We start from the raw sequence: 24,866 nt of genomic DNA, 5'->3' as shown, positions 1-24,866 counted from the left end.
CCGGTCATTACCGGTCCAAGACTGCCCGTTGATCGCCGGCCGTGGTTTCGCACCTAATGTCGACGGGGTTCCCCTCCAGGGCAAGAGCCCGATTTCCGGTAAGCGAAGGGCACGGTTTCCATGCCGAGTGGACAGCATCTCCGCGACACCCAGGAAGAAAACGCGACCGCGGTCATCGGGATGTCCTGCCTGCTCCCCGGGGCAGGTGACGTCGCCGCGTTCTGGGACCTGTTGAGGTCCGGCCGCGACGCGCTGACCGACATGCCCGCGCACCGCTGGGAACCGATCTCCGCCGACGCCGGCGCCCCGGTGCGCAGAGGCGGCTTCCTGGACTCCGTGGCCGATTTCGACGCCGCCTTCTTCGGCGTCTCGCCGCGCGAGGCTCGGGTGATGGACCCGCAGCAGCGCCTGGTGCTGGAGCTGGCCTGGTCGGCGCTGGAGGACGCCGGGATCGTCGCCGCCGACCTGGAGGGCAGTTCGACCTCGGTCTACGTCGGCACCGGGCGCGAGGACTACGCCGCCCTGGTCTACCGGCAAGGCGCGTCCGCGATCACCCAGCACACCAACGCGGGCGTGCACCGCGGCGTGATCGCCAACCGCGTCTCCTACGCCCTGGGCCTGCGCGGCGCGAGCCTGACCGTCGACACCAGCCAGTCGTCGTCGCTGGTGGCGGTGCACCTGGCCTGCGAGTCCCTGCACTCGGGGGACTCCACGCTCGCCCTGGCCGCCGGCGTGAACCTCAACATCCTGGCCGAGACCGTGCTCGGCGCGGAGCGGTTCGGCGGCCTGTCGCCGGACGGCCGCTGCCACACCTTCGACGCCAAGGCCAACGGCTACGCGCGCGGCGAAGGCGCTGCCGTGGTCGTGCTCAAGCCGCTGCGCGCGGCCCTCGCCGACGGCGACCGGGTGTACGGCGTGCTGCTGGGCAGCGCGGTGAACAACGACGGCGCGACCTCGGGGCTGACGGTGCCGAGCGCGCTCGCGCAGGAGCAGGTGGTGCGGGCGGCGCACCGCAGGGCGGGCGTGTCACCCGACGACGTGCAGTACGTCGAGCTGCACGGGACCGGGACGCCGGTGGGCGACCCGGTCGAGGCCGCCGCGCTGGGTGCCTCGATCGGCGCGCTCAAGCGGTCCGGCGACCCGCTGGTCGTCGGCTCGGTGAAGACCAACGTCGGGCACCTGGAGGCCGCTGCGGGCATCACCGGCCTGGTGAAGACCGTGCTGGCGATCAGCAACCGGGAGCTGCCCGCGAGCCTCAACTTCGAGACGCCGAACCCGGCCATCCCGTTCGACCGGCTCAACCTCTCCGTGGTCACCGGCCACTCGCCCTGGCCGCACCCGGACCGCAGGCTCGTCGCGGGGGTCAGCTCCTTCGGCATGGGCGGCACCAACTGCCACGTCGTCGTCGCGGAGGCACCGACCGCCGACCTCGCCGACCACGCCGGGCCCCGCGTCGCGACGCCGCTGCCGGTGGTCGTCTCCGGCCGGACCCCGCAGGCGCTGCGCGCGCAGGCCGAGCGGTTGCGGGTCGCGGTCGAGGCGGGCGCCGCCGACGTCGCGTCGGTCGGGTGGTCCGCCCTGACCACGCGCACCCGGTTCGCCCACCGCGCCGCCGTCGTCGCCGCCGACCGCGCCGAGCTGGTCGCCGGTCTGGGCGCGCTGGCGGCCGACGCCCCCGCACCCGGGCTCCTCACGGGCGTCGCGTCGAAGGGCGCGATCGCGGCCGTGTTCACCGGCCAGGGTGCCCAGCGGGTCGGCATGGGCATGGAGCTGCACGCCGGGTTCCCGGTCTACGCGCGGTCTTTCGACGAGGTCGTGGCGCTCATCGACCCCCACCTGGACCGCCCGCTGCGCGAGGTGATCGAGAGCGGCGAAGACCTGGACCGGACCGGTTACACCCAGCCCGCGCTGTTCGCCGTCGAGGTGGCGCTGTTCCGGCTGTTCGAGTCGTGGAACCTGCGACCGGACTTCGTGCTGGGCCACTCCGTCGGCGAGGTCGCCGCCGCCCACGTCGCGGGCGTGCTGTCGACGGCCGACGCCGCCACCCTCGTCACCGCGCGCGGACGCCTGATGCAGGCGCTGCCCGACGGCGGCGCGATGGTGGCCGTCGGGGCGACGGAGCAGCAGGTCGCCGAACACCTCTCCGACGCGGTGGCGATCGCCGCCGTCAACGGTCCGGAGGCGGTCGTGATCTCCGGTGACGAGGACGCCGTGCTCGACGCCGCCGCGCGGCTGCGGCAGGCCGGGCACAAGACCAAGCGACTCGCGGTGAGCCACGCCTTCCACTCCCGCCGCATGGACGCGATGCTCGACGCCTTCCACGAGGTCGTGTCCGGCCTGGAGTTCCACCCGCCGCGGATCCCGCTCGTGTCCACGGTGACCGGGCAGGTCGCCCCCGCCGGACTGCTGGTTTCCCCTCGCTACTGGGTGGAGCAGGTCCGCGCGACCGTCCGCTTCGCCGACGCCGCGCGCGCCCTGGAAGCGGCCGGGGTGCGCACGGTCGTCGAGTTCGGTCCGGACGGCGTGTGCTCGGCCCTGGTCGCCGACAGCGTCGTCGACCGGTCGGCGGTGCGGGCCGAACCGGTGCTGCGCAAGGACAAACCGGCGGACCGCACGGTGATGGCGGCCGTCGCCCGGCTGGTCGTGTCCGGGGCCGAGTTGGCGTGGGACCAGGTGTTCGCGGGCACCGGGGCACGCCGGGTCGACCTGCCCACCTACGCCTTCCAGCGCGAGCACCACTGGGTCACCGACGGCCCGGCCGAGAGCCCGACCGCCGCCGCGCCGCGCGTCGGCCGCGAGCCCGCCCCGCGCCCGGTCGTCGGCCCGGCCGCCCGCGTCGCCGACCTGGTGACCGCGCACGTCGCCGCCGTCCTGGGCCTGGCCCCCGGCCAGGCGGTCGAGGTCGACCTGCCGTTCCGCGACCTGGGTTTCAGCTCGCTGATGACGGTGGAACTCGGCGACGGCCTGGCCGAGGCGACCGGGCTGAGCCTGCCGTCGAGCACCCTGTTCGACCACCCCACGCCCGCCGCGCTGGCCGCGCACCTCGAAGCCCGGCTGGGCGGCGGGGACGTCGAGGTGGGCGAACTCGCCGCCGCCGGGTCGGACGCCGAGCCGATCGCGATCGTCGGGATGGCGTGCCGCTACCCCGGCGGGGTCGCCTCGCCCGAGGACCTGTGGCGGCTGGTGGTCGGCAACGGCGACGCCATCTCCGGGTTCCCCACCGACCGGGGCTGGGCCGAGGACCTGGTGGACCCCGATCCCGGCGCGGCCGGCCGGAGTTCGGTGGGCGAGGGCGGGTTCCTGCACGACGCGGGCCGCTTCGACGCCGGGTTCTTCGGCATCTCGCCGCGTGAGGCGCAGGCGATGGACCCCCAGCAACGGCTGCTGCTGGAGACCTCGTGGGAGGCGCTGGAGCGGGCCGGGCTGCTCCCTCGCGACCTGCGCGGCTCCCGCACCGGGGTCTTCATCGGCGCGACGACGTTCGACTACGGCCCCCGGATGCACGACGCGCCGGCGAACGTGGAGGGGCACCTGCTGACCGGCGGCACGGCCAGCGTCATGTCCGGCCGCATCGCCTACCAGCTGGGCCTGCTCGGCCCCGCCGTCACGGTCGACACCGCGTGCTCGTCGTCGTTGGTGGCGCTGCACCTGGCCGTCCAGTCGCTGCGCCGGGGCGAGACGTCGCTGGCGATCGCGGGCGGTGTGGCGGTGATGTCGACGCCGGGCATGTTCCTGGAGTTCTCCCGGCAGCAGGGATTGGCGCCCGACGGCCGCTGCAAGTCGTTCGCCGCCGCCGCCGACGGCACCGCGTGGGGCGAGGGCGTGGGCGTGCTCGTGGTCGAGCGGCTGTCCGACGCCCGCCGCAACGGGCACGCGGTGCTCGCCGTGGTGCGCGGCTCGGCGGTCAACTCCGACGGCGCGTCCAACGGCCTGACCGCACCGAGCGGTCTGGCGCAGCGGCGGGTGATCCGCGACGCCCTCGCCGACGCCCGGCTGACCGGCGCGGACGTCGACGTGGTCGAGGCGCACGGCACCGGCACCGGCCTGGGCGACCCGATCGAGGCGGCGGCGCTGCTGGCCACCTACGGCGTCGACCGGGGCGGGCGGGAGCCGGTGCTGCTCGGCTCGCTCAAGTCCAACATCGGCCACGCCCAGGCGGCGGCCGGGGTCGGCGGCCTGATCAAGCTGGTGCAGGCGATGCGCCACGGCGTCGTCCCGGCCACCCTGCACGTCGACGCGCCGACCCCGCACGTGGACTGGTCGTCGGGCGCGGTCTCGCTGGTCACCGCGAACCGCGCCTGGCCGGAGACCGGGCAGCCGCGCCGCGCGGCGGTCTCGTCGTTCGGGATCAGCGGCACCAACGCGCACGCCGTCATCGAGGTGGAGCCGGTCGCCGACCGGCCGGGCGGCGGTGACGCGTCGAGGGCGCCCTGGGTGCTGTCCGCGCCGAGCGGCGAGGGCCTGCGCGCCCAGGCCGCGCGGCTGCGCGAGTTCGTGCTCGACCGGCCGGACGCGCACCCGGCCGACATCGGCCTCGCGCTGGCGACCACCCGCACCCCGTTCGCCCACCGCGCGGTCGTGCTCGGCCCGACCGCGCACGACCGGCTCGACGGGCTGGCCGCGCTCGCGGCCGGCGACGCCTCGCCCACCGTGGTGCGCGGCACGGCGTCGACCGGCAAGACCCTGCTGATGTTCACCGGCCAGGGCGCCCAGCGGGTCGGCATGGGCCGCGAACTCCGCGCCGCGTTCCCGGTGTTCGCCGAGGCGTTCGACGAGATCGCCGCGCACCTCGACCCGCACCTGGACCGCCCGCTGCGCGAGGTGGTCGACAGCGGCGAAGACCTGGACCGGACCGGTTGCACCCAGCCCGCGCTGTTCGCCGTCGAGGTGGCGCTGTACCGGCTGGCCGCGCACCACGGCGTGCGGCCGGACCTGGTGACCGGGCACTCGATCGGCGAGCTGGCCGCCGCGCACGTGGCCGGGGTGCTCTCCGCCGAGGACGCCGCGACGCTGGTCGCCGCGCGGGGCAGGCTGATGCAGTCCGCCCGGTCGGACGGCGCGATGGTCGCGATCGAGGCCGACCCGGACGCGGTCGCCGCCTCGATCGCCGAGCACGCCGGGCTGGTCGACATCGCCGCGGTGAACGGCCCGAGGGCGGTGGTGATCGCCGGTGACGCGGAGGTCGTGCACCGCGTCGGCGGGCAGTGGAAGGACGACGGTCACCGGGTGCGCGCGCTGCGCGTCAGCCACGCGTTCCACTCGCCGCACATGGACGGCGTCCTCGACGAGTTCCGCGCGGTCGCCGAGGGCCTGACGTTCCACCCGCCCGTCATCCCGGTCGTCTCCACCGTCACCGGCGCGGTCGTGGCACCGGAACTGATCACGACCGCCGACTACTGGGTCGACCAGATCCGCTCGGCGGTGCGGTTCCACGACGCCGTGCTGACCGCGACCGGCCTGGGCGCGACGGTGCTCGTCGAGATCGGCCCGGACGCGGTGCTCACCGCGCCGGCCCGGGAGACCGTCGAAGCGGCCGGCGTCACCGCGACCGCCGTGCCGCTGGCCCGCGCGGACCGGCCGGAGGTCGACACCTTCGTCGCGGGCCTGGCGGCCGTGCACGCGGCCGGCCCCGAGGTCGACCTCGCCCCGTTCTTCCCGGACGCCGTGCCCGCCGACCTGCCGACCTACGCGTTCCGCCGCGAGCACTTCTGGCTGACCGCGACCGCGCGCACCGACGCGCGCGGTCTGGGCCTCGACCCGGCCGGGCACCCGCTGCTCGGCGGCGTGGTCGACGTGGCGGACGACGGGAGCGCGGTGCTGACCGGCGTGCTGTCGACCAGGACGCACCCGTGGCTGGCCGACCACGCCATCGAGGGCGTCACGCTCCTGCCCGCGACCGCGTTCCTGGAGCTGGCGTTCGCCGCCTGCGCGCACACGGGCGCCGAGCGGGTCGCGGAGCTGACGCTGGAGGCCCCGCTGCCGCTGCCCGAGGGCGAGCAGGTGCGGGTGCAGGTCAGGGTCTCCGCGCCGGACGACACCGGCGCGCGCCGGTTCACCGTCCACTCGCGACCGACCGGCGACGACCCGACCGCCTGGACCGAGCACACCTCGGGCCTGCTGGGACCCGCCCGGGAACGCCCCGCCGCGACCGGGGCGGCCTGGCCGCCGGCGGGCGCGGTCGCCGAGCCGGTCGACGACGCCTACCCGGCGCTGGCCGCGCTCGGCTACGGCTACGGCCCGGTGTTCCGGGGGCTGCGCTCGGTGTGGCGGGCGGGATCGGACGTCCTGGCCGAGATCGCGCTGCCGGACGCCGACCACGACGACCGGTTCGGACTGCACCCCGCGCTGTTCGACGCGGCGCTGCACCCGCTGCTGCCCGGCGCGGCGGGCGACCGCGACGAGATCCGGCTGCCGTTCGCCTGGGAGGGCGTCACCCTGCACGCCGGCGGGGCCACCGCCGCGCGGGTCCGGGTGTCGCCGGCCGGCCCCGACGCCGTCGCGCTGGAGCTGACCGACACCACCGGCGCGCCGGTGGTCACCGTCGAATCCCTGACCCTGCGCGGGGTCTCCCGCGCGGTGATCGGCAAGGCGGGCAGGGGCACCTCGCTGTTCGGGGTGACCTGGTCGGCGATCGCGACGCCCGACACCGCCGCGCTCACCCGGGCCGACCTGGCGGCCACGTCGACCGGCACCGGACGCGCCGACGTCGTCGTCGCCGCGCTGTCCGGCGGCGGCGACTCCCCGGCCGCCGCGCACGCGGCCACCGCACGGGCCCTGGAGCTGGTGCGGGAGTGGCTCGCCGACGAGCGGTTCGCCGACGCCACGCTGGCGCTGGTGACCAGCGGCGCGGTCGCCGCCCGGCCCGGCGACCGGGTCGACGACCTGGCGCACGCGCCGGTGTGGGGCCTGGTCCGCTCGGCGCAGGCCGAGCACCCCGGCCGCCTGGTGCTGGTCGACACCGACGGCTCGGACGACGCCCTCGTGCTCGCGGCGGCGGCGAGCGGGGAACCGCAGGTCGCCATCCGCTCGGGCCGGCTGCACGCCGCCCGGCTGTCCAAGGTCGCGCCCGACCGGGCCGGCCGGGCGCTCGACCGCGACGGCACCGTCGTGATCACCGGCGGCACCGGCGGGCTGGGCGCCCTGGTGGCCCGGCACCTGGTCGCCGAGCACGGCGTGCGGCACCTGCTGCTGGTCAGCCGGCGCGGCGAGGACAGCCCCGGCTGCGCCGCGCTGGTCGAGGACCTGACGGCGTCGGGCGCGCAGGTCCGGGTCGCCGCCGCCGACGTCGCCGACCAGGACGCGCTCGCCGCCGCCCTGGCGCTGGTGCCGGCCGAGCACCCGCTCACCGCCGCCGTGCACACCGCCGGCGTCCTGGACGACGCCACGATCACCGCGCTGACCGCCGAGCAGCTCACGACCGTGCTGCGGCCCAAGGTCGACGGCGCGTGGAACCTGCACGCGCTGACCGCCGACGACGACCTGGCCGCGTTCGTCCTGTTCTCCTCGGTCTCCGGGATCGTGGGCACGGCGGGGCAGGCCAACTACGCCGCCGCGAACACCTACCTCGACGCGCTGGCGGCCCGCCGGGCCGCCGACGGGTCGGCCGCGACCTCGGCGGCCTGGGGCCTGTGGGGCGCGGACGCGGAGGGCATGGGCGCGGCCCTGTCCGAGGCGGACGTGCAGCGCTGGTCCCGCGCCGGCGTGGTCCCGCTGACCCCGGCGCGCGGCCTGGCGATGTTCGACGAGGTGCTCGGCTCGGCCGACCCGCTGGTCGTGCCCGCCGCGCTGGACCTGGCAGCCGGCGGCGAGCGGCCGAAGCTGTGGCACGGCCTGGTCCGGCCCGCGCGGGCGGACCGCCGGGCCACCCCGGACGGCTGGGCCGCGCGGATCGCCGCGCTGCCCGAGGCCGAGCGGGAACCCGCCGTGCTGGACCTGGTGCGGAGCACGGCGGCGCTGGCGCTGGGCCACACCGCGGGCTCGGCCGTCGAGCCGACCCGGGCGTTCAAGGACCAGGGCTTCGACTCCCTGACCTCGGTCGAGCTGCGCAACGAACTCGGTGCCGCGACGGGGGTGCGACTGCCGTCCACCGTCGTGTTCGACCACCCGAGCCCGCTGGCGCTGGCCCGGTACCTGCTGGGCCGGCTGGGCGGTGCCGACGCGGCCCGCGCCGCGGTCCGGGTCACCGTCGCCGACGACGACCCGATCGCGATCATCGGCATGGCCTGCCACTACCCGGGCGGGGTCCGCTCGCCCGCCGACCTGTGGCGGCTGGTCGCCGAGGGGACCGACGCCATCAGCGGGTTCCCGACCAACCGGGGCTGGGACCTCGACGGGCTCTACGACCCCGACCCGGAGGCGATCGGCACCTCCTACCTCAGGGAAGGCGGGTTCCTGCACGACGCCGACCTGTTCGACCGGGACTTCTTCGGCATCTCCCCGCGCGAGGCCACCGCGACCGACCCGCAGCAGCGGTTGCTGCTGGAGACGGCGTGGAACGCCTTCGAGAGCGCCGCGATCGACCCGGCGACCCTGCGCGGCAGCAACACCGGCGTGTTCGTCGGCGCGATGTACGACGACTACGCCGCGCACCTGTCGTCCGTGCCGCCCGAGTTCGAGGGATTCCTGTTGGTGGGCAACACCTCCAGCGTGATCTCCGGTCGCCTGGCCTACACCTACGGGCTGGAAGGCCCGGCGGTCACCGTCGACACCGCGTGCTCGTCCTCGCTGGTGGCCCTGCACCTGGCCGGGCAGGCGCTGCGGTCGGGCGAGTCCGACCTGGTGCTGGCGGGCGGGGTCACGGTGATGGCCGGGCCCGGCTCGTTCGTCGAGTTCAGCAGGCAGCGCGGGCTGTCGCCCTCCGGCCGCTGCAAGTCGTTCTCCGCCGACGCCGACGGCACGGTGTGGAGCGAGGGCGTCGGCCTGGTCCTGCTGGAACGGCTGTCCGACGCCCGGCGCAACGGCCACCGGGTGCTCGCGGTGCTGCGCGGGTCCGCGATCAACCAGGACGGGGCGTCCAACGGGCTCACCGCGCCCAACGGGCCGTCGCAGGAGCGCGTGATCCGGCAGGCGCTGGCGAACGCGGGCCTGGACCCGGCCGACGTCGACGTCGTGGAGGCGCACGGCACCGGCACCCCGCTGGGCGACCCGATCGAGGCGCAGGCGCTGCTGGCCACCTACGGGACCGCGCACGACGCGGACCGGCCGCTGTGGCTGGGCTCGCTCAAGTCCAACATCGGCCACTCCCAGGCGGCGGCCGGGGTCGGCGGCGTGATCAAGATGGTCGAGGCGATGCGGCACGGGACCCTGCCGCGCACGCTGCACGCCGGGACGCCGTCCCCGCACGTGGACTGGTCGTCAGGCGCGCTCGCGCTGCTGACCGAGCAGCGGGAGTGGGCGTCGGGGAGCGGGCCGCGCCGGGCGGCGGTGTCGTCGTTCGGCATCAGCGGCACGAACGCGCACGTGATCATCGAGCAGGTGGCCCCGGTCCACACCGCCGCCCCGGACCCGGTCGCCGAGGTCCGGCCGCCGGTGCTGCCGTGGCTGCTGTCCGGCAACTCGGTCGCGGGCCTGCGCGCCCACGCGGCCCGGATCGGCGAGCTGCTCGCCGAGGGCGACGTCGACCGGCTCGACGTCGCCCTGTCCCTGGCCACCACGCGGTCCGCCCTCGCGCACCGCGGCGTGGTCGTGGCCGCCGACCGCGAGGAGCTGCTGCACGGCCTGTCCGAGCTGGCCGCCGACGGCCCCGAAGCGGTGCGCGGTACCCGCGCCGAGGGCCTGACCGCGTTCATGTTCACCGGCGGCGGCGCGCAGCGCGTGGGCATGGCCGCGCAGCTCTGCGAGGCGTTCCCGGTGTTCCGGGACACCTTCCACGAGGTGGCCGACGAGCTGGACAAGGGCCTGCCCCGGCCGTTGCGGGAGGTCGTCGAGACCGGTGACGAGCTGGACCAGATCGACTACACGCTGGCCGCGCTGTTCGCCGTGGGCGTCGCGCTGTTCCGCCAGCTCGCGGCGTGGGGCGTGCACCCGGACTTCCTGATCGGCCACTCCACCGGCGAGCTGATCGCCGCGCACGTCGCCGGGGTGCTGTCGCTGCCGGACGCGGCCACGCTGGTCACCGCGCGCGGCCGGCTCATGCGCGGGCTGCCCGAGGGCGGCGCGATGATCGCGATCCAGGCCACGGAGCAGGAGGTCGCCGAGACGCTGCCGGAGTCCGGCCGGGCGGTCATCGGCACCATCAACAGCCCGCAGTCGGTGGTCGTCTCCGGCGACACCGACGCCGCGGAGGCCGTCGCCGCGATCTGGAAGGCGCGCGGGCGCAACACCAAGCGGCTGGCCATCAGCCGCGCCTCGCACTCGCCGAGGATGGAGCCGATGCTGGCGGAGTTCCGGGCGGTCGCCGAAGGGCTGACCTTCCACCGCCCGACCATCCGGATCGTGTCGACGGTGACCGGCGAGGTCGAGTCCGGCGACCGGTGGGCCACCGCCGACTACTGGGTGGACCACGTCCGCCTGCCCGTGCGGTTCGTCGACGGCGTGCGCAGGCTGGAGGCCGAAGGCGTCGGCACGCTGATGGAGCTGGGCCCGGACGGCGTGCTCTCCGCGATGGCCGCGGCCTGCGTGGAGCGCGCGGTGCCGATCCCGGCGATGCGCAACGGCCACGACGAGCCGAGGACCCTGGTCGGGGCGCTGGGCCTGCTGCACACCAGGGGCGTGCGGGTGGACTGGGCGGCGTTCTTCGCCGGCACCGGGGCGAAGGTCGTCGACCTGCCCACGTACCCGTTCCAGCGCGAGCGCTACTGGCTGGAGTCCGCGGGCGCACCGGCGGCGTTCGGCCCCCGGCCGGGCGACCACCCGCTGCTGGGTGCGGCCGTCCGGTTGGCCGAGACGGACGAGGTGCTGTTCACCGGCGAGGTCTCGCTGGGGACGCACCCGTGGCTGGCCGGGCACACGGTGTCCGACACCGCGGTGCTGCCCGCGTCGGCGCTGGTGGAGGCGGCCGCGCGGGCCGGGCGCGAGGTCGGCTGCCCGGTGGTGGCCGAACTGGCGGTGTCGGCCGAGCCGGCCGTGCCGGAGTCCGGCGCCGTGTCCGTGCAGGCCCGCGTCGGCGAGGCGGACGAGGACGGCGCGCGTGCGGTGTCCGTGCACGCCGAGGTCGCCGACGACGAGTGGGTCAAGGTGGCCGGCGGTGTGCTGACCGCCGAGCCGGCGGCGGTGGGCCCGGCGCGGCGCGCCGACGCCGATGCGGTCGAGGTGCGGCTCGCCGAGGAGCACACCCGCGGCGCGGGCGGGTTCGGGCTGCACCCGACCCTGCTGCACGAGGTTCTGGCGCTCGCGGGCGTCACCCGGGGCCACCTCGCTTCGGCGTGGCGCGGGTTCCGGCTGCACGCCACCGGAGCCGCGGCGGTGCGGGCGGTGGTCACACCGACCGGGGAGAACGGCGCGTCGGTGCTGCTGACCGACGCCGACGGCGGCCTGGTCGCCACCGTGGACTCGGTCACCTGGCGCGACCGGACGCCCGCCGACGTGGTCGGCGGTCCCGGCCCGATCCGCTCGCTGCACCGCCTGGAGTGGGTCCCGCTGCCGCTGACCCCCGGCCCGCCCGGGGGCACCTGGGCCGCTGTCGGCGGCTCTCGGACCGACCTGCCGGTGTTCGACGACATCGCCGCCTTCGCCGAATCCGGCGTGCCCGCCGACGTGCTGCTGCTGCACGTCGAAGCCGAACCGGGCGACGACCTCGCGGCGCGGACCCACGCGGTCACGTCGGACGTGCTGGCGTCGCTGCGCGCGTGGACGGCCGACCGGCGGCCGACCGAGACCCGGCTGGTGGTGCTCACCCGGGACGCCGTCGTCGCCGCCGGATCCGACCTCTGCGACCCGGCCACCGCCGCGCTGTGGGGCCTGGTCCGCTCGGCGCAGCTGGAGAACCCGGGCCGGATCGTCCTGGTGGACAGCGACACCGGGACCGCCGACCCGGCGCTGCTGGCGGCGCTCCTCGACACCGACGAACCCGCCGTCGCCGTGCGCGGCGGCGCGGTCCTCGCGCCCCGCCTCGGCCGGGTCGGCGGTGCCCCGGCCGACGGCGGCTGGCCCACCTCGGGCACGGTCCTGATCACCGGCGGTACCGGCGCGCTGGGCTCGGAGGTCGCCCGCCACCTCGTGGTCGAGCACGGCGTGCGCCGCCTGCTGCTGGTCAGTCGGTCCGGTGTGGACGCTGCGGGCGCCGAGCAGCTGCGGCGGGCGTTGGCCGGGCACGGCGCGTCCGCGCAGATCGTCGCGTGCGACGTCGCCGACCGCGACGCGCTCGCCGAGGTGCTGGCCGCCATCCCGGCCGAGCACCCGCTGACCGCCGTGGTGCACGCGGCCGGGGTGCTCGACGGCGGCCCGGTGTCCGCGCTGGAGCCCGCCCGGCTGGAGCGCGTGCTCCGGTCCAAAGTGGATGGAGCCTGGCACCTGCACGAGCTGACCCGGAACACGCCGCTGTCCGCGTTCGTCCTGTTCTCCGCGCTCCCCGGCGTGCTCGGCGGTCCGGGGCAGGGCAACTACGCGGCGGCCAACGCGTTCCTGGACGGCCTGGCCCGCCACCGCGCGGCCGACGGCCTGCGGGCGACCGCGCTGGGCTGGGGCCTGTGGCAGGTCGACGGCGGCATCAGCGCCGGGGTGACCGAGGCCGACCTCAACCGCCTGCGCCGCGACGGGTTCGCCCCGGTCGGGGTGGCGCACGGGCTGGCCGTGCTCGACGCCGCGCTGGGTCTGCCCGACGCCGCGCTGACCGCGACCCCGCTCGACCTGGACGCCCTGCGCTCCGGCGGCGACGTGGCCCCGTTGCTGCGCGGCCTGGTCCCGCCCGCCGCGCGGGCCGCGCGGGCGGGGGAGGGCGACGGGGCGCCGCTGGCCGAGCGGCTGGCCGGCCTGGCCGCCGAGCAGCACGGGGCGACCGTCCTGCGGGTGGTCGCCGGCCAGGTGGCGGTGGTGCTGGGCCTGCGCGACGCGGAGGCCGTCGACCCCGACCGGCCCTTCCAGGAACTGGGCTTCGACTCGCTGACCGCGGTCGAGCTGCGCAACCGGCTCGGCGCGGCGGTGGGCGCGCGGCTGCCCGCCACGATCGTGTTCGACCACCCGACGCCCAGCGCGCTCACGGCGTTCGTGCTCGACCTGATCGCCCCCGACGGCACCGCGGCGGCGCTCACCTCACCGACCCTCGCCGAGCTGGACAAGCTGGAGGAAGTGCTGTCCGCCGTCGGCGAGGACGACGAGCACCGGGACTCGATCACCGTGCGCCTCCAGACGATCCTCTCCCGCTGGATGGAGGCGTGGCACGGCCCCGGGGTCCCCGCCACCGCGCAGGACGCGGACATCGAGGACGCGTCCACCGCGGAGCTGCTGGCGTTCATCGACGACCAACTCGGCCGAGCCGACAGCTGACACGTCCTGACGAGAGGCTGGGAGAAGACCATGGCGGATGAGAAGAAGCTCGCCGAGTACCTCAAGTGGGTCACGGCGGACCTGCACAAGGCGCGACAGCGCATCACCGAGCTGGAGTCCGGGCGGCAGGAGCCGGTGGCCGTCGTGGGCATGGCCTGCCGCTACCCCGGCGGGGTCGCCTCGGCCGACGACCTGTGGCAGCTCGTGCTCGACGGCCAGGACGCGATCTCGGAGTTCCCGACCGACCGGGGCTGGGACCTGGACCGGCTGTTCGACGAGGACCCGGAGACGCCCGGCACGACCTACACCCGCTCGGGCGGGTTCCTCGACGGGGCCACCGAGTTCGACGCGGAGTTCTTCGGGATCTCGCCGCGCGAGGCGGTGTCGATGGACCCCCAGCAGCGGGTGGTGCTGGAAACCGCGTGGGAGACCTTCGAGGCGGCCGGCATCGACCCGACCGGGCTCAAGGGCGCCGAGGTCGGCGTGTTCGTCGGCGCGGGCGAGCAGAGCTACCTGGGCCTGCGCGGACCGGCCGAGCTGGAGGGCTACCTGCTCACCGGCAAGCTCACCAGTGTGGTGTCCGGCCGCGTGGCGTACTCGTTCGGGTTCGAGGGGCCGGCGGTCACCGTCGACACCGCGTGCTCGTCGTCGCTGGTCGCGCTGCACATCGCCGCGCAGTCCGTGCGCTCGGGCGAGTCGACCCTGGCGCTGGCGGGCGGCGTGACGATCAACGCCACCCCCGGCGGGTTCGTGGACTTCTCCCGCCAGCGCGGCCTCGCCGCCGACGGCCGGTGCAAGTCCTTCGCCGCGGCGGCCGACGGCACCATCTGGTCCGAGGGCGTCGGCCTGGTCCTGCTGGAACGGCTGTCCGACGCCCGGCGCAACGGCCACCGGGTGCTCGCGGTGCTGCGCGGCTCGGCGGTCAACCAGGACGGGGCGTCCAACGGGCTCGCCGCGCCCAACGGCCCGTCCCAGGAGCGGGTCATCCGCCGGGCGCTGGCCGAGGCGCGGCTGAGCGCGGCCGACGTCGACGCGGTGGAGGCGCACGGCACCGGGACCAGGCTGGGCGACCCGATCGAGGCGCAGGCGCTGCTGGCCACCTATGGCGCCGCGCACGACGCGGACCGGCCGCTGTGGCTGGGCTCGCTCAAGTCCAACATCGGCCACGCGGTGGCGGCGTCCGGCATCGGCGGCGTCATCAAGGTGGTGCAGGCGATCCGGCACGGGGTGCTGCCCCGGACGCTGCACGTCGACCGGCCCACCCCGCTGGTCGACTGGGAGGGCGGCGGCATCGAGCTGCTCACCGAGCAGCGGCCGTGGCCGGAGACGGGCCGGCCGCGCCGCGCGGGCGTGTCGTCCTTCGGCGTCAGCGGCACCAACGCGCACGTGATCCTGGAGCAGGTGCCCGACGCCGTCGTGGAGGAGGGGCCGGAGACGCCGCTGCCGGTGGTGCCGTGGCCGCTGTCGGCGAAGACCCCGCGCGCGACCAGGGCTCAGGCGCAGCGGCTGCTGTCGTTCGTCGAGCGGAACCCGGACCTGTCGGCCGAGCGGATCGCGCGGTCGCTGGCCACCACCCGCGCCGCGCTGGACCACCGCGCGGTCGTGGTGGGCGTCGACCGCGAGGGCCTGCTCACCGGGCTGCGCGCGCTGGCCAGGGACGAGGAGGCGGTCCCGGTCCTGGCCGCCGGCCGGGGCGGGCTCGGGCTGCTGTTCACCGGCCAGGGCTCCCAGCGCGTCGGCATGGGCCTGGAGCTGCGCTCGGCGTTCCCGGCGTTCGCCGAGGCGTTCGACGAGGTGTGCGCGGCCGTGGACCCGCACCTGGACCGCCCGCTGCGGCAGGTGATCGCCGACGGCGACCGGCTCGGCGAGACCGGCTACGCCCAACCGGCGCTGTTCGCCTTCGAGGTGGCGACCGCGCGGCTGGTGCTGTCGTGGGGGCTGCGGCCGGACGTGCTGGTCGGCCACTCCATCGGCGAACTGGCCGCCGCGCACCTGGCCGGCGTGCTGTCGCTGCCCGACGCCGCCGCCGTGGTCGCCGCGCGGGGCCGGCTGATGCAGCGGCTGCCCGCCGGCGGGGTGATGGTCGCGCTGCGGGTCACCCCGGCCGAGGTCGAGCCGCTGCTGGCGGGCTACGAGAGCCGCGTCGGCATCGCCGCGGTCAACGGGCCGTCGGCCGTGGTGGTCTCCGGCGACGAGGACGTGGTCACCGGGATCGCCGCCACCGTGGCGTCCTGGGGCCGCTCGACCAAGCGGCTCGCGGTCAGCCACGCCTTCCACTCGCCGCTGATGGAGCCGATGCTCGCCGAGTTCGGCGAGGTCGTGCGCGCGGCCGGCTTCGCCGCGCCGACCATCCCGATCATCTCCACGGTCACCGGCGAGGTCGCCGACCCGGAGGCGCTGCGCTCGCCCGACTACTGGATCGACCAGGTGCGCAGGCCGGTCCGCTTCCTCGACGCCGTGCGCCGCCTCGCCGACCACGGCGTCACCGCGACGCTGGAGGTCGGCCCGGGAGCCGCGCTGACCGCGCTGGTGGGCGAAGCCCTCGACGGCGGGGCCCGGGTCACGGCGGTCGCCGGCACCCGGACCGGCAGCTACGAGCCGCTGGAACTGCTCGACGGGGTGAGCCGGCTGTGGGCGGCCGGGGTCGCGGTCGACTGGGCCGCCTACCTGGCCCCGTCCGGCGCGGTGGCGGGCCCGCTGCCCGGCTACGCCTTCCAGCGTCGGCGCTACTGGCTGGAACCCGCCGCGCTGCGCGGCGACGAGCCGACCGGGCCGGGGTCGCACCACCCGCTGCTGGAGGCCCCGGTCGAGGTCGCCGGGCGGGACGAGGTGCTGCTGTCCGGCGCGCTGTCGACGTCCGTCGCGCCGTGGCTGGGCGAGCACCGCCTGTTCGGCGGCCAGGTCGTGCCGTCCTCGGTGCTGCTGGAGATGGCGGTGCGGGCCGGGGACGAGGTCGGCTGCCCGCAGGTGGACGAGCTGGTGGTGCGCGAGCAGGTGGTGCTGCCCGAACGGGCCAGGCTGCGCGTGCAGCTCACCGTGGACGCGCCGGACGGCGAGGGCCGGCGGCGGATCGGCGTGCACACCGGCGCGGACGAGGACCGCCCGGTGTGGACGCTCGCCGCGACCGGCGTGCTCAGCCCCCGGTGGAGCGCACCGCGAGACCTGGGCGAGTGGCCGCCGGCCGGTGCCGAGCCGCTGGACGTCGACCTGCTGCTCCAGCACCGGGCCGACGCCGGGTTCGACCTCGGCCCGACCTTCGCCGGCCTGGTGGCCGCGTGGCGGCGCGACGGGGAGCTGTTCGCGGAGGTGCGGCTGCCCGCCGGCGGCAAGGCGGACGGGTTCAGCGTGCACCCCGCGCTGCTCGACGCCGCGCTGCACCCCTCGGCGCTGCTCACCGGGCAGCCCGGCGTCGTGGACGAGTGGCGCGGCGTGACCGTGCACGCGGTCGGCGCGACCGCCGCCAGGGTGCGGCTCACCCCGGGCGAGGACGGCGCGGTGTCGGTGCTGCTGGCCGACGCGTCGGGCGCGCCGCTGGCCCGCGCGGCGGGCGTGGTCACCCGACGCGCGAGCAAGGACGAGGTCGGCACCGCACTGGCCCGTCCGGGCGACGCGCTGTTCCGGGTGGCGTGGACCCCGGTCATCCCGGCGGCGCTGCCCGGCCCGGACGGACTGGCCGTGCTGGAGACCGCCGGCGGCAGCCTGCCGTGGCCGCTGCGGTTCGCCGGGATCGACGAGGCGCTGTCCGCCGCCGGGACGTTCACCGGCCTGGTCGCGCCGGTGCTGTCGGCCGCGCGGGACGGCGCGCCGGGCACGGTCGCCGACCGGGCGCAGGCCGCCGTCGTGCGGGCGCTGGACCTGGTGCGCGCCTGGAACGACGACGAGCGCTCTCCGGACGTCCCGCTGGTCGTGCTGACCCGGCGCGCGATCGACGCCGACGACACGCCGGTCGACCTGGCCTCGGCCGGGGTCTGGGGCCTGCTGCGCTCGGCCCAGTCGGAGATGCCCGGCCGGTTCCGGCTGATCGACATCGACGACGACCCGGCGTCGCTGTCGGTGCTGCCCGCCGCGATCGCCACCGGCGAGGCGCAACTGGCCGTGCGCGCGGGCTCGGTCGCCGTGCCGAGGCTGGCCCGGCTCGCACCGGGGCGCGCGGCGCCGCCGTGGCGACCGGGCGGCACGGTCCTGATCACCGGCGGCACCGGCGCGCTGGGCGCGTTGTTCGCCCGCCACCTCGTCCGCGCGCACGGCGTCACCGACCTGCTGCTGATCAGCCGCAGCGGCCCGGCCGCGCCGGGCGCGGGCGAGCTGGCCGACGAGCTGGCCGCCCTCGGCGCGCGGGTGACGATCACCGCGTGCGACGCCGCCGACCGGGACTCGCTAGCCGCCGTGCTGGCGTCCGTGCCCGCCGCGCACCCGCTCACCGGGGTCGTGCACACGGCCGGCGTCCTGGACGACGGCATGATCGACTCTCTGGACGCCGACCACGTCGCCAGGGTGTTGCGGCCCAAGGTGCACGCCGCGTGGAACCTGCACGAGCTGACCGAGGGCGCGGACCTGTCGGCGTTCGTGCTGTTCTCCTCGGTCGCCGGCGTCATCGGCGGCTCGGGCCAGGGCGCCTACGCCGCGGCGAACACCTTCCTCGACACGCTGGCCGCGCACCGGGCGGGCGCCGGGCTGGTGGCCACCTCGCTGGTGTGGGGCCTGTGGGCGCACGCCGGCGGCATGGGCGGCAACCTCGGCGACGCCGACCTCAAGCGCATCGCCCGCACCGGGCTGCTGCCGATCACCCCGGACGACGGCCTCGGCCTGTTCGACGCCGCACTGCGGTCCGGCCGGCCCGCGCCCGTGGTGACGCCGCTGGACCTGCGCGCCCTGGCCGCCCGCCCCGCCGCGGTGCCGCTGCTGTTCACCGCCCTGGCCAGGATCACGTCCCGACGGGCCACGCGGGGCGCGGGCGAACCCGAGCCGCTGCACCGGCGGCTGGCCGGGCAGCCCGAGCAGCGGCAGCGGGAGATCGTGGACGAGCTGGTCCGGGCCGAGGTCGCGGCCGTGCTGGGCCACGCCGACGCCTCCGCGATCGGCGCGCACCGGCCGTTCGCCGATCTCGGCTTCGACTCGCTCAGCTCGGTGGAACTGCGCAACCGCCTGGCCGCGCACACCGGCACCCGGCTGCCCGCCTCGCTGGTGTTCGAGCACCCGACGCCCGCCGCGCTCACCGAGTTCCTCCGCACCACCGTGCGCGCGGCGGCCACCGGTGACGACGAGGCCGTCGCCGGCGTGGACTTCGTGAGCGAGGTGGCGCTGGACGACGACGTGGTCGCCGCCGACACCGTGGTCACCGTCGCCACCGATCCCCGCGAGGTCCTGCTGACCGGCGCCACCGGGTTCCTCGGGGCGTTCCTGCTGCGCGACCTCCTGCGCCGCACCGACGCCGTCGTGCACTGCCTGGTGCGCGGCGCGGACCAGGCCGACGCGGAGCGCAGGCTGGGGGAGAACCTGGAGTGGTACGAGGTGGCCGATCGGATCGACCCCGCCCGGGTCGTCGTCCACGTCGGCGACCTCACCGCCCACCGCCTCGGTCTGGGCGAGGAGCTGTTCGACGACCTCGCCCGCCGCGTCGACGCCGTCTTCCACGCCGGGGCGACGGTGAGCTGGGTGCGCCCGTACACCGACCTGAAGGCGTCCAACGTGAACGGCACCGTCGAGGTGCTGCGGCTGGCCGCGCGCCACCGCACGGTCCCGGTGCACTACGTGTCGACCACCGGCGTGTTCGCCGCGTCGGAGGACGACGAGCCGGTGGGCGTCACCGCCCCCACAGGTCCGGCGCACTTGCTGCGCAACGGTTATCTCCAGAGCAAGTGGGTGGCCGAGGGCGTGCTCGGGATCGCCCGCAGCCGCGGCGTCCCGGTGTCGGTCTACCGGGTCGACGTGGTGTGCGGCGACCGCGACAGCGGCGCGTGCCAGACCAAGGACTTCGTCTGGCTCAGCCTCAAGGGCCTGCTCCAGGCGGGCGCGGTCCCGGACCGGCTGACCGGGCGGGTGCACCTGGTCCCGGTGGACTACGTCAGCGCGGCCATCACCGCGCTGGCCGGCCGCGAGTCCTCGGCGAACGGCACCTTCCACCTGTTCAACGAGCAGTCCCAGTCGTTCGGCGACCTCGTGGAGCACCTGCGGGCGTTCGGGTACGAACTGCCCGAGACCGGTTGGGACGCCTGGCGCGCGACCGTCGCCGCCGACCGGGACAACGCGGTCACGCCGCTGTTCGACTCGTTCGAGGAACTCAACTCCGAGGGCGCGGTGCCGACCTACCCGCCGATGGATGTCTCGGACTCGGAGAAGGCGTTGGCGGGCACCGGGATCGAGTGCCCGCCCATCGACCGGGCGCTGTTCGGCAGGTACGCGGACTTCTTCGTCCGCAAGGGTTACTTCCCCGCGCCGGGGAGGTGACCGCCCGGCCGGACGACCGCCGGCCGGGGATCTCCACGTGGTGTCAACCGGGTAATCGCCGCCGCCGCGCGCGGCGCGCGGCGGCGGTTACCTGACTGCGGCCGACCGGTGTCCGACCGCCGGTAGCGTTCGACTCGGCGTTGCCCGACATCGCGCCGAGGACAATCCGACCCGACGAAGAACGGGAGTGGGCTCACCATGGCCTCCAAGAAACACGACCTGGCCAATGACATCGACACGCACCAGGAAATGTTCAACGTGGCGTTCAACGCGGGCGATGTCGACGCCGTCAACGCCTTGTACGTCGACGACGCCGTGGGGATGTGGGAGCCCGGGAAGCCGGTCCAGGGCCAGGCGCGCCGGGACTACGTCGAGAACTTCATCAAGACCCGCAACGCGACCGTCGAGGCGACCGTGCTCCAGCAGCTGGTCAACGGCGACAGCGCCATGGTGGTGGTGGAGTGGGAGATGGACACCACCCGGGACGGCAAGCCGGAGAAGCTCAGCGGCCTGGCGGTCGACGTGCTCCAGCGCGGCGAGGACGGCGGCTGGCGCTACGTGATCGACAACGCCTACGCGGGCAACGGTCCTTGGCCGGCCGAGAGTTCTTTCCCGGTGCCCCCGAAGCCCTGACGGGAAGCGGGCGCCGACCACCGCGCGAGCGGATCGGCGCCCCGCTCGGCGGCCCTGCGGGCGCGGGCGCCGGCACCCAGCGAGTGCCGGTAGTCGGTGGGCGTGACGCCGACGTGCGCGGTGAAGTGCCTGCGCAGGTTGGTCGCGGTGCCCAGGCCGCTGGCCTCGCTGACCCGCTCGATCGGCAGGTCGGTGGTCTCCAGCAGGCTCTGGGCGCGGGACAGGCGCTGGTTGAGCAGCCACTTGAGCGGGGTGAGCCCGGTGGTGGCCTGGAACTTGCGGAAGAACGTGCGGGCGCTCATGCCCGCGCGCCTGGCCATCAGGTCCACCGACAGCGGCTGGTCGAGGTTGCCCGCGGCCCAGTCCATCGCCATCGCCAGGGTGTCGTCGTCGCCCTCGGGCACGGACAGGTCCACGAACTGCGCCTGCCCACCGGGGCGGTGGCCCGCCACGACCATCCGGCGGGCCAGCTGGCCCGCCACGTACGCGCCCAGGTCGCGGCTCACCAGGTGCAGGCACAGGTCCAGCCCCGCGGTCATGCCCGCACTGGTGAGGACGTCGCCGTCGTCTACGTAGAGCACGGCGTCCTCCACCTCGACCTTCGGGTGGCGCCTGGCCAGCTCGGCGGTGTGCATCCAGTGCGAGGTGGCCCGGCGGCCGTCGAGCAGGCCCGCTTCCGCCAGGGCGAAAGCCCCGCTGCACAACGACACCATGCGCGCGCCGGCCGCGGCCGCCTCGCGCAGCGCCGCCACGAAGTCCGCCGGCAGCGGGCCTCGGCCCTGGAGCACGTCGTCCGGGACCGACGGCACGATCACGGTGTCGGCGACGACCAGGTCGTCGAGCCCGTACTCGGTGCGCACCGAGAAACCGCGCCCCGACGGCTCGTTCTCCACCGCCGTGCACAGTTTCACGTCGTACCAGGGATCGGCCAGGTCGGGTTGCGGATCACCGAAGACCGCGTTCGCGATGGCGGTCTCGTATACCTCGCACACCTGCATGTCGGTGCCGTTGATCACGGCGATCGCGACTACACCCGGACCCATGATCGCGAGTGTACGGCAGGAATCGTTCGAAGAAGGTCAGATCCGCTGCTGGTCCAGCCTCCCGGGCCGGTGAAATCGTGATGCACACACGACAACCACGCCGCGTCACCGGAACCGACGCGGACCGAACAGGAGTGAATGTGATGTCCAATCCCAATGCCGCCCAGGCGCCGGTCACTGTCATCGGTCTGGGCCTGATGGGTCAGGCATTGGCCGCCGCGTTCCTCGGGAACGGGCACCCGACCACCGTGTGGAACCGCTCGGCCGCCAAGGCCGACGAGCTGGTGGCCGCCGGCGCGGTCCTGGCCGCCTCGGTCGAGGACGCCGTCGAGGCGAGCCCGCTGGTCGTCATCTGCGTCTCGGACTACGACGCGGTGCACGAACTGCTCGACCCGGTGGTGGGTTCGCTGGCGGGCCGCACGCTGGTCAACATGACCAGCGCCAGCTCGTCGCAGGCCCGAGGCGCGTCGAAGTGGGCGGTGGAGCACAACGTCGGCGCGTACGTCGACAGCGCGATCATGGCCATCCCGCCGGGGATCGCCACCGACGAGGCCATCCTGCTGTACTCCGGGCCGAGGGCGGCCTTCGAGCAGCACGAGGAGACCCTCAAGGCGCTGGCCCCCGTGGGGACCAAGTACCTGGGTGAGGACCACGGTCTCGCGGCGCTCCACGACGTCTCGCTGCTCACCATGATGTGGGGCGTCGAGAACAGCTTCCTGCACGGTGTCGCGCTGCTGGGCACGGCGGGTGTGAAGGCCACCGAGTACCTGCCGCTGGCCAAGGCGCTCGCCGAGATGACGCTGGGCTTCATCGACGCCTACGCCGTGCAGATCGACTCGGGCGACTGGCCCGCCGAGGACTCCACCATCGACACGCACGTCGACGCGATGGACCACCTGCTCGACGAGAGCCGGGAACTCGGCGTCAACACCGAGTGGCCCGCGCTCATCACGGCGTTGGGCAAGCGCGCGATCGCCGAGGGCCACGGGCCCGCCAGCTACGCCGCGATGGTCGAGGTGTTCCGCAAGCCTTCCGCCTGAGCCTTCCCCTGCGGCGCGCACGGCACCCTGCGCGCCGCGGGGCGAGGCTCGCGCCAGCGGTCGACCCCGTACCCGCCTCCGAAAGGCGGAAAACGGGTCGACCGCTATTCGGCGTTGCTCGTGAATTGATTTCCCGAACGTGCTCCGAACATCGCCCGTGAATGGGCCGCAGCGGTTCATCCCGCGCTGTCGATCGGCGTGCACGAAGCGTGAACGGGTGATATAACGGTTCGATCACGGCCGATCAGGGCGTGCCGCCGAATGCGCTCCGTGCGCTAGCCTGGCCGCAGTCACTCGAATGCACGACGACTTCACGGGGTTGCCACCCCTGGTAGTCGCCCAAGGTGACGAAGCTGCCAATGGGCGCTCGGGGGACAACCATGCGCCCATGACGAACAAATGTCGGCACGCACAAAGCCCGACGACCAACCGGGGACAAGGCCGCATCACGCGGCGTGTCCGATCGATTACGTCCAACTATCGCACGTGTGGCAGCGCTGCGTCCATAGTCCGGCGACCGATCATCGGCTATTTCCGTTACCAGTTCTCAGGGAAGGAAACCAGGGGCAATGACCCATGAGATGGAATCCGGTCGGCCCGAGGGCGGGGGCCTGCCGAGGCGCAGCCTGCTCAAGGCCGGCCTCGCGGGTGGTCTCGCGATCACCGGGGCGGCGGTGGCGTCCTCGGCGACGACCGCCGTCGCCGACGAGGCCCGGGGCGGCCCGCGCCCGCAGCAGCACTTCGACGTCATCGTCGTGGGCGCCGGGATGGCCGGCGTCACGGCCACGCGTGAGTTGCGGGCCAAGGGCAAGCGCGTCCTGCTGCTGGAGGCGCGCAACCGGGTGGGCGGTCGGACGTGGACCGACACCTGGCAGGGTCACATGATCGAGCGCGGTGGCACGTGGGTCGACCGATTACAGCCCCACGTGTGGCGGGAGTTGAACCGCTACCAGTTGCCGATCATGGCCGACGCCGGGGTGACCAGGGCGTTCATGCCCACGATCTCCGGGTTCGGCGAGTACGACCCGGCCGTGGCCTACGTCCGGCAGAAGGAGCTGTTCACCAGGTTCTTCGAGGACTCGACCCGGATCTTCCCGGAGCCGTTCAAGCCGTTGCGGCGTCCCGACCTGGTCGCCCGGTACGACGGCTTCTCGTTGCGCGACCGGCTCGACCAGATGGCCCTGTCGCCGGCCGACGAGATCCTGCTGACCAGTTGGACCTCGTTGTACGGCGGGACCAGCAGGCGCGGCGCGCTGACGCTCATCCAGCAGTGGTGGGCGTTGTCCGGTGGCACGTTCGAGGGCTTCCACGGCGTCAACACCTACCGCCCGGCGCTGGGCACGGTGTCGTTGTTGAACGCGATGCTCGCCGAGGCCAAGCCGGTCCTCAAGCTCAACTCGCCGGTCAAGGCGATCACGCAGACCCCCGGCGAGGTCAAGGTCACCACGCAGGCGGGCGAGGTCTACACCGCGCCGGAGGTGATCGTGGCCGTGCCGGTGAACGTCTGGCGCACGATCTCGTTCAGCCCGGCGCTGCCCTCCGCCCACCGCGAGGCGACCACGGCCGGGGTCGGTGTGCCGCACGAGAAAAAGCTGTGGATCGACCTGTCCAACCCGACGGACAAGTTCGTCGCCGAGGCGCCCGAGGGCCTGGGCTACCCGCTCTGCTACATGGGCCGGTTCAACGACGGCCAGCCGGTGGTCGCCTTCAGCGTCGACCCCGAGTTCGACGTCACCGACCGCAACGCGGTGGAGCGGGCCGTGCGCAGGGTGATCCCGAGCGCCGAGATGCGCGACTACGTCGCGACCAACTGGCACGTGGACCCGTTCTCCCTCGGTGCCGGCGCGTACCGCCAGCCGCTCCAGCTCATCAGGCTGCACGCGAGGCTCCAGCAGCCGCACGGCCGGGTCAAGTTCGCGGGCGCCGACATCGCCAACGGCTGGAACGGCTACATCGACGGCGCGATCGAGGACGGTCTGCGGGTCGCGGGTTCGCCGACGCTGTCGGGCCCGGCGGCCGCGGCGGCCAGTGCCGAGGAACGGATCTTCGTGCCGAAGGTGAACCGCGAGCTGTACCGGGGACTCGGCATGCGGTGACCACTCGCGGGCCGGGAACTCCGCTCTCCGGACGGTCTCGGCACGGTCTACGCGAGGTCTGCGGGGAATGGCGGTGGCCGGAATTCCGGTCACCGCTGTCCGCGTTTCCCCCACGCCCCGGGCACCGCCCGTCCCGGCGGTTCGCCCGGCTCCGCCAATCACTTCCCGGACTGGCCGCCGTAATG

The 24,866-nt window shown here is 75.0% G+C and carries 5 protein-coding genes and 1 pseudogene; 5 read left to right on the top strand and 1 reads right to left on the bottom strand.

Going from position 1 to position 24,866, the window contains the following annotated elements; genetic code table 11:
* Window positions 1-180 precede the first annotated feature (180 nt).
* The 3 genes and pseudogenes from AC0HI0_RS16155 (at window position 181) to AC0HI0_RS16145 (ending at window position 20,502) form a co-directional block, all read left to right on the top strand.
* Entirely contained in the window at window positions 181-13,422 is a 13,242-nt protein-coding gene (locus tag AC0HI0_RS16155) for an SDR family NAD(P)-dependent oxidoreductase (RefSeq protein WP_480933179.1), read from the top strand.
* Window positions 13,423-13,452: 30 nt separating this feature from the next.
* Window positions 13,453-19,869 (top strand): annotated as a pseudogene (locus AC0HI0_RS16150) (thioester reductase domain-containing protein); the annotation flags it as partial.
* A gap of 198 nt (window positions 19,870-20,067) precedes the next feature.
* Window positions 20,068-20,502, top strand: coding sequence for a YybH family protein (locus AC0HI0_RS16145; RefSeq protein WP_480933178.1), 435 nt, complete (start codon window positions 20,068-20,070; stop codon window positions 20,500-20,502).
* On the opposite strand, the gene AC0HI0_RS16140 is transcribed toward AC0HI0_RS16145, so the two are convergent.
* Complete coding sequence (locus AC0HI0_RS16140; protein ID WP_480933177.1) at window positions 20,442-21,545, bottom strand: GlxA family transcriptional regulator; 1,104 nt, start codon at window positions 21,543-21,545, stop codon at window positions 20,442-20,444. The two genes, AC0HI0_RS16145 and AC0HI0_RS16140, sit on opposite strands and share 61 nt — an antisense overlap.
* Window positions 21,546-21,688: 143 nt before the next feature.
* Here AC0HI0_RS16140 and AC0HI0_RS16135 point away from each other — a divergent pair, with 143 nt between their 5' ends.
* Window positions 21,689-22,585, top strand: a complete 897-nt coding sequence (locus tag AC0HI0_RS16135) for an NAD(P)-dependent oxidoreductase (RefSeq protein ID WP_480933176.1) — start codon at window positions 21,689-21,691, stop codon at window positions 22,583-22,585.
* A gap of 569 nt (window positions 22,586-23,154) precedes the next feature.
* Window positions 23,155-24,681 carry a flavin monoamine oxidase family protein gene (locus AC0HI0_RS16130; protein ID WP_480933175.1) on the top strand — a complete coding sequence of 509 codons (1,527 nt, stop codon included), beginning with the start codon at window positions 23,155-23,157 and terminating at the stop codon, window positions 24,679-24,681.
* The last annotated feature ends 185 nt before the right edge of the window (window positions 24,682-24,866 follow it).

This window comes from Saccharothrix sp. NBAS 001 (assembly GCF_056640475.1).
Note: the sequence above shows the minus strand (reverse complement) of the source record. Positions and strands in the feature narration are given on the sequence as shown.

What these genes read in the sequence shown, in the direction of transcription:
- AC0HI0_RS16155 (WP_480933179.1), top strand. Translation starts at nt 181, where the DNA reads ATGTCCTGCCTGCTCCCCGGGGCAGGTGACGTCGCCGCGTTCTGGGAC.
- AC0HI0_RS16140 (WP_480933177.1), bottom strand. Translation starts at nt 21,545, where the DNA reads ATGGGTCCGGGTGTAGTCGCGATCGCCGTGATCAACGGCACCGACATG.
- AC0HI0_RS16145 (WP_480933178.1), top strand. Translation starts at nt 20,068, where the DNA reads ATGGCCTCCAAGAAACACGACCTGGCCAATGACATCGACACGCACCAG.
- AC0HI0_RS16135 (WP_480933176.1), top strand. Translation starts at nt 21,689, where the DNA reads ATGTCCAATCCCAATGCCGCCCAGGCGCCGGTCACTGTCATCGGTCTG.
- AC0HI0_RS16130 (WP_480933175.1), top strand. Translation starts at nt 23,155, where the DNA reads ATGACCCATGAGATGGAATCCGGTCGGCCCGAGGGCGGGGGCCTGCCG.